We start from the raw sequence: 5,865 nt of genomic DNA, 5'->3' as shown, positions 1-5,865 counted from the left end.
GCCTGCTTGAGCTCTTGCGCACCGGCCGCCGCAGCGGCTGCCTGCTCCTCGGCCGGCAAGGTGGCGACGGCCGCGGCCGCGTTGATCGAGATCGCGCCGGCCTTCACCGCGGCCACCACCTCGGGCGTGGCCTGCTTCTGGATCTTCTCGATCATCACCACCTGGTTGCTGCTCAGGCGCGCGGCCTTGGCCAGGGCCTCGCGCGTTTGCAGGGCGTCCTGGGCGGGTGCCGGTGCCGCTGCCTGGGCGACGGGCTCAGCCGCTTCCACAGCCGCGCTGCGCGCACGCCGCTCGGCCACGATCTCGCGCTTGCGCAGCGCCAGCACGCCGCGCTGGAAGTCCGAGATGCTGCGCCGGCCCAGGTGCTGGTCGATCATCCACAGATGCACGTCCTCCATGGACTTGAAGCGAGGGTTCTGCACCGTCTGGAAGGGCAGCCCGTGCTTGCTGCAGATGCCGTAGCGGTTGTGCCCGTCCACCAGCACGTCGCCCCACAGCACCAGCGCATCGCGGCAGCCCTCGGCCAGGATGCTGCGCTCCAGGGCCTCGTGTTCCTCCGCCGTCAATGGGTCGATGTAAGCCTTGAGTTCTTCGTTGACGACGATGTCCATGGAGCCGGGTGCAGGGAGCTGGCAAAAGGGTGCGGATTCTAGAGAGCCTCAGCATGGGCCTGGGCGGCGAGCCAGAATCCAGTCTCACACGGAGTACCGATGGACAGCGACCTTCCCCATTTCCGCTACCACCCCGACCCGATGGCTACCGGGGCCATCGAGCCGCGACGGGTCCAGTGCGCCTGCTGCGGCCAGGCGCGCGGCTTCGTCTACGTGCAGCCGGTCTATGCGACCAGCGATCTGGACGAGAAGCTGTGCCCCTGGTGCATTGCGGATGGCTCGGCGGCGAGCAAGCTGGGCGCGAGTTTTTCGGACGCGCATCCGCTCCAGCAGGCGGGGCTGGCGCAGGAGATCGTCGACGAGGTGAGCCTGAGGACACCGGGCTTCTCGTCCTGGCAGCAGGAAGAGTGGCTGGCTCATTGCAACGACGCCTGCGAGTTCCGCGGTGATGCGTCGGTGCAGGACGTGGAGCGTGCGAGCGAGGCCACCAAGGCGGACTGGCGCCAACATTACGGGCTGACCGAGAAGGACTGGACCCGCGCGACCGCGGACTACGAGCCCGCGGGCGACAACGCCTTCTACAAGTTCGTGTGCCGGCACTGCGGCGTGGTGCGGCTGGGGTGGGATCGCTCGTGAGCGAACGCTTGGCTGCACCCAGCCTTCGCATGCGGATCGTCGTCGTCGATCCGCCGCCTGGCGTCAGCTTCGCCATGCAGCGCGGCAAGTCCGAACTGCTGGCGCCGTTGGCTGAGCGGGGCGAGACGATCCAGTTCGAGTTGTCGCTTCGCCTGGGGTTGCCCTTGCCGGATGGGTCAGTCAACTTCCTGGGCGAGTTCGCTCAGGGCACGCCCGCGGATCGTTTCGTCTACCTCAACTCGGGCACTCTCGCGGGACAGCCGGGCTCCAACTGGACGCGCCGCGCCAAGTTGAAGCTGGCTTCCATTCCCCGCGAGGTCGTGGAGGCCGTGTTGGCTTCCAGTGCGGGCGCCATCGAGGCCCGTGTCCTTGGCACCATGGCCGATGGCGGCCCCATCTGCGCTTCGGTGAAGCCGCACGCGGTGGTGTGGAGCCAGGTGGCCTGACCTGGCGCCAGAGAGGTCGGCTGGCAAGCGGTCACCGGATAGCCAACCAGCGCGCGGGCCTCGGGCAAACAACTTGGTATGGCCGTCATGCAATGTGAAGCAGTCACGCGCACTTCGGTCGCATGGGCATGCGCAGGCCGGATTCGGGTGCGGCAAGTGGTTGGGCAGCGCGGTAGCTGTCATCCGGGAATGCCGGGTCGGTGACCCGCTCCCGGCCATGAGCAGTCAGTTGCGAACGACGGCTTTCAGGTAGGCTCTCCACGCAATTTCGATGTCGGCACCACGTGAACATGCTCAAGCTGAAACTGCTTCAGTCGCTTGTCTCTATCGAAGGACTAGCTGCCGAACCGTCTCCTGTCTCGGGTGGTACAGCTCTATTCTTTAGGGGAAGGGAGTTTGCGCACTTCCACGACGACCATGAACTCGACCTGAGACTCACAAAGAAGGTCATCCGCGCGTTGGGTCTCTCCCATCCAGCCGGCTCCGTTCACCATCCGACCCGTTCTTCGTCCTCGCCTTGGATCGAGGTGCGCTTCCATACCGATGCTGAGGCAGAGCGTGTCGCCGAACTGGTCAAGGTCGCCATCGAGCAGCTATGAGCAGTCCAACGGCGGTTTCAGCTTGCAGGGATCTGAGCGGATGCTCGGCATCGGCCAGGAGACGCCGCTGACGATCGGCAGCTTTCGGGTAGGCTGAAGTGCATGCTTGGCGATGCTCTTGTCGTCGAGGCCGTGCGATAACCAAGGAAATTTCTATGAATCTCCATCTCGGCCTTGCCCCGATCATCTCCCTGCTCGCCGGCATCCTGATCCTCGTGGTTCCCAGGTTGCTCAACTACATCGTCGCAATCTACTTGATCGTGATCGGGCTGATCGGCTTAGTGGGCGCCGGTCAGATGCACCTGGGTTAGGCGGGGTTCACTGCCAATTTCGCGGATCGGCCAGGAGCCGACGGTTGAAGTGGTTGCTTTCGGGGGGGCTAGCCGCGTCGAAGTGCGCATTGCCGAGGAATACACGCTGCCTATGAACACCCACGAAATGCCCGAATGACGTATCTGCGACGTCTGGAGATGGTTATCTGCCCCACCGGAGAAGTTTGATGAAGCACAAGCTGGTGAGCTGGGGGCCCTTTGCGGCTGTTGCGGCGATCTTCTCGTCGGTCGCCAACGCAGCGCCGCCGTCGGTGGAAATGACCTGGATGTCGATCGCCAATTGGTATTTCAAGGTCGGCGACAAGCGCATCGTCATGGACGGCTACATCTCCCGTCTGCCCGAAAACTTGTTCACGGCGTCTCCGGTCTACRCAAATGACGTGTATGCCTACACGAAGGAGCCGGCAGGCGTCGACGTCGCCTCCATCACCAAGGTGCGCGATGCAATGCTGGGGACTGACAAGCTCGATCTGCTTGTTGTCGGCCACAGTCATTGGGACCACAGTTGGGACACCCCCACGTGGGCGAAACTGACCGGCGCCCCGATGATTGGCGGCTCATCCACTTGCATGCAAGCCGCAGCACAAGGCGTAGCCGGGTCCCAATGCCGCAGCGTCAGCGGCGGCGAAAAGATCTCACTGGGCGACGGCATCACCATGCGTGTCGTTCGCTGGAACCACAGCGGCGACTCAAGCAATCCGATACAGCACTTTGCGCGAGAGCTGTATCGACCGCCGATTCCCGACCCGAAGTCCGGAGGCCTTCGCGCCGGCGGTGGAGAGGACTACCCCAACGGGGGCGGTAACAGGGCCTACCTGTTCACGGTGGACAGTCCCGAGGGCCAGCTCTCATTCTTCGTCAGCAATTCGGCAAGCGCGTTCGATCTGGACAAGGACATCGTGGTCGACGGTGTGAACTTCGGGCCACCTCTTGGCAACTTGGCCGCTGCAATGACGGATGCCGGACTCACTAAGGTCGACGCATGGATCGGCACAGGCGGAAAGCCGGTGGCGGAAATGGTTGTCCCGGTCATTCATCCGAAGACTTACCTGCCGAGCCACTGGGATGGACTGTTCAACGCTTTTTGGTCGGGCATGCCGTATCCATTCAAGGATGACGCACTCAAAGGGTATCTGGATGGCCAGAAGGTTTCGCTCGTAGCGCAAACGCAGTATTTCGACAAGTACATCCTGTCGTCGAACGGCGTCGTCACGGCTGCAAATCACGACGTCAAGAACAAACTGGGATTTGCGGATACAAAGCGATTTAGTCAGTCACTGCTGGATGCCGTCACGCACGTTTCCTCCACCAGCGTCGGTGACGATTGTGGTGAAGGATTTCAGCCACCGAGCGACTGGGCGAAGACCTTTGCCGCATTGCGCCAGTTCGGACCGGGCCAGCACGCTGATGCCGTTGGCCTCACGCGAGGTGCCAGGCGAGACCACCCCTTCGATCCGACATGGCGAATGACTCGCGATTCGACGGCTATGTCCCACTAGCACGCGTGCCACCGTCGATGCAGACCAGAGCAGTCTGCGCAAATGATTGCGTTCTTCTCGGGTCGGAACGCCTTCTAGCGATCGGAGGTCGCCGATGGGTCGAGAGTTGCCGGCCGGCTGTCCAACGCGAAGGCAGCATCCACCCTGAACTTGGCATCTGGCCGATTGCCCCGCCTCGTTCATCTGCATGAGATGCTGGCATTGCCAAGCCACTGTCCTGCTCGAGCCCCTCAAGCCCTCTTCTCCTTTGGACGCTGGCTACCCGCCTTGCCGATCTTCTTCCACTTGCTGCGCTGCGCAATGCGCTCCAGCGCCGTCAATTCGCCGCGCTGGGCGTCGCGCATCAGCTTCTTGTAGTTGTCGAGCCGGTCCGCGTCGACGCGCGCGCGCACCGCGCAACCAGGTTCGTTCTCGTGGCAGCAATCGCGGAACCGGCATTGCTGCGCGAGCGCCTGCACGTCCTCGAAGGTGGCGGCGAGCGTGCTGGCGTCAGCATCGGGCCGGAAGGTGCGCAGGCCCGGCGTGTCGATGATGCAGCCGCCTTGCACGCAGCGGTGCAGCGAGCGCGCCGTCGTCGTGTGGCGGCCGCGGCCGTCGCCCTGGCGCACGCCGCCCGTGGCCTGGCCGGCATTGGCCAGGGTGTTGATGAGCGTGGACTTGCCGGCCCCCGAGGAGCCGAGCAGCACGAGGGTCTGGCCCGCATGCAGCCAAGGGCCGATCTCGGTGCTGGCCTGGCGCGTCAGCGCGTTGACCGGTAGCACCGGCACGGTCGCGGGCAGGCGGGCATACATCTCGGCGATGCGTGCCTGCGCTTGCGGCGCGATATCGAGCTTGGTGAGCACGACGACCGGCACCACGCCGCAGGCGCGCACCATCGCAATGTAGCGCTCCATGCGGCGCGCGTTGAAGTCGGCGTCCAGCCCCATCACGAGCAGCGCCGCGTCGACGTTGCTCGCGAGCGGCTGGCGGCGCCCGTCGTTGGCGCGGCGTGCGATCTGCGTGACGGGCTCGACCCGGTCGGCGATCCAGGCCTGGCCGTGCGCGTCGATGTGAACGCCGACCCAGTCGCCGATGGTCAGCTGTTGAACCTGGGCCTGCAGCTGCTGCACCAGCCGGGGCAGCGCGCGAGCAAACAGCTCGGTGTAGCCGTCATGCAGCGTGAAGCAGTCGCGCTGCGCCTCCACCACGCGGGCCAGGCGCAGGCCGGGTTCGTCATGGGGTTGAGGAAGTTGTACCGCACGGCTCGCGATGGCGGGGGTGAGCCCGAGGGCGTGCAGCGTCTCGAAATCGAATTCGATCATGGGAGTCCATTGAAAGTGGGCTTCGTCCGCGCACGGTGGCGCGGAGCAACAGGTGGGAAGCCGGCCGCGCTGTTGCGGCGATCAATGGACCCGCGGTGGACGCGARGTCAGTCCGAACGCGAGTTCGAACTCAGTGGTGCTGGGCGCTCAGGCAGCCGGCAGGAGGAGGGCGACACGATCTGCTTGTTCCATGGTCTTCTCCTTTGCGGGCTGATTGATGAAGGCCGCCAGTCTGCCTGTGGCGTGCGGTACGCGTCAATGGCGATGCATGGTGCTGCAGGCATGCTGTTGCTTTGCCAGCGACGTGGCGGCGTCGGTGCCCCTACACCKGTTGTCGGTAGCGGTGGCCCCTGAACCTGAACACCAGCTCGCGCGGGCGGATCAGCTCCAGCACGTGGTCGGGGCCCAGTTGGGCGCCTTCGCGCAGCACCTCGCCATTGA

8 protein-coding genes are annotated in these 5,865 nt (G+C 64.6%); 5 read left to right on the top strand and 3 right to left on the bottom strand.

Translation table 11 applies throughout. The features are described from left to right. Positions 1-611: plasmid replication/partition related protein (locus ACXJKR_RS22165; RefSeq protein WP_457324651.1), on the bottom strand; the 611-nt coding region annotated here is incomplete at its 3' end. A 99-nt stretch (positions 612-710) separates the two neighbouring features. Between ACXJKR_RS22165 and ACXJKR_RS22160 the strand changes: the two genes are divergently transcribed. The 5 genes from ACXJKR_RS22160 to ACXJKR_RS22140 all read left to right on the top strand — a co-directional run bounded on the left by ACXJKR_RS22160 (position 711) and on the right by ACXJKR_RS22140 (position 4,123). Further along, the gene (locus tag ACXJKR_RS22160) at positions 711-1,247 is read left to right on the top strand and encodes a CbrC family protein (protein WP_457324650.1); all 537 of its coding nucleotides are present in this window, start codon (positions 711-713) and stop codon (positions 1,245-1,247) included. Further along, positions 1,244-1,693: a DUF5990 family protein gene (locus tag ACXJKR_RS22155; protein ID WP_457324649.1), complete on the top strand. Its 450-nt coding sequence runs from the start codon at positions 1,244-1,246 to the stop codon at positions 1,691-1,693. Before ACXJKR_RS22160 ends, ACXJKR_RS22155 begins: the two co-directional genes overlap by 4 nt. Before the next feature lie 290 nt (positions 1,694-1,983). Further along, positions 1,984-2,292, top strand: coding sequence for a luciferase domain-containing protein (locus ACXJKR_RS22150; RefSeq protein ID WP_235531859.1), 309 nt, complete (start codon positions 1,984-1,986; stop codon positions 2,290-2,292). Positions 2,293-2,447: 155 nt separating this feature from the next. After that, positions 2,448-2,603 (top strand): DUF3096 domain-containing protein, encoded by a 156-nt coding sequence (locus ACXJKR_RS22145; RefSeq protein WP_082532451.1) that lies wholly within the window; start codon positions 2,448-2,450, stop codon positions 2,601-2,603. Positions 2,604-2,791: 188 nt separating this feature from the next. After that, positions 2,792-4,123, top strand: a complete 1,332-nt coding sequence (locus ACXJKR_RS22140; RefSeq protein ID WP_457324648.1) for an MBL fold metallo-hydrolase — start codon at positions 2,792-2,794, stop codon at positions 4,121-4,123. Positions 4,124-4,353: 230 nt separating this feature from the next. On the opposite strand, the gene rsgA is transcribed toward ACXJKR_RS22140, so the two are convergent. Together rsgA and ACXJKR_RS22130 are read right to left on the bottom strand one after the other, a co-directional pair. Further along, positions 4,354-5,424: a ribosome small subunit-dependent GTPase A gene (gene rsgA, locus ACXJKR_RS22135; protein ID WP_457324647.1), complete on the bottom strand. Its 1,071-nt coding sequence runs from the start codon at positions 5,422-5,424 to the stop codon at positions 4,354-4,356. Positions 5,425-5,746: 322 nt separating this feature from the next. Next, positions 5,747-5,854, bottom strand: coding sequence for a hypothetical protein (locus ACXJKR_RS22130; protein WP_457324652.1), 108 nt, complete (start codon positions 5,852-5,854; stop codon positions 5,747-5,749). Between the last annotated feature and the right edge of the window lie 11 nt (positions 5,855-5,865).

The sequence above is a fragment of the Roseateles sp. P5_E11 genome, from assembly GCF_054049355.1.
Note: the sequence above shows the minus strand (reverse complement) of the source record. Positions and strands in the feature narration are given on the sequence as shown.

What these genes read in the sequence shown, in the direction of transcription:
- ACXJKR_RS22145 (WP_082532451.1), top strand. Translation starts at nt 2,448, where the DNA reads ATGAATCTCCATCTCGGCCTTGCCCCGATCATCTCCCTGCTCGCCGGC.
- ACXJKR_RS22160 (WP_457324650.1), top strand. Translation starts at nt 711, where the DNA reads ATGGACAGCGACCTTCCCCATTTCCGCTACCACCCCGACCCGATGGCT.
- rsgA (WP_457324647.1), bottom strand. Translation starts at nt 5,424, where the DNA reads ATGATCGAATTCGATTTCGAGACGCTGCACGCCCTCGGGCTCACCCCC.
- ACXJKR_RS22150 (WP_235531859.1), top strand. Translation starts at nt 1,984, where the DNA reads ATGCTCAAGCTGAAACTGCTTCAGTCGCTTGTCTCTATCGAAGGACTA.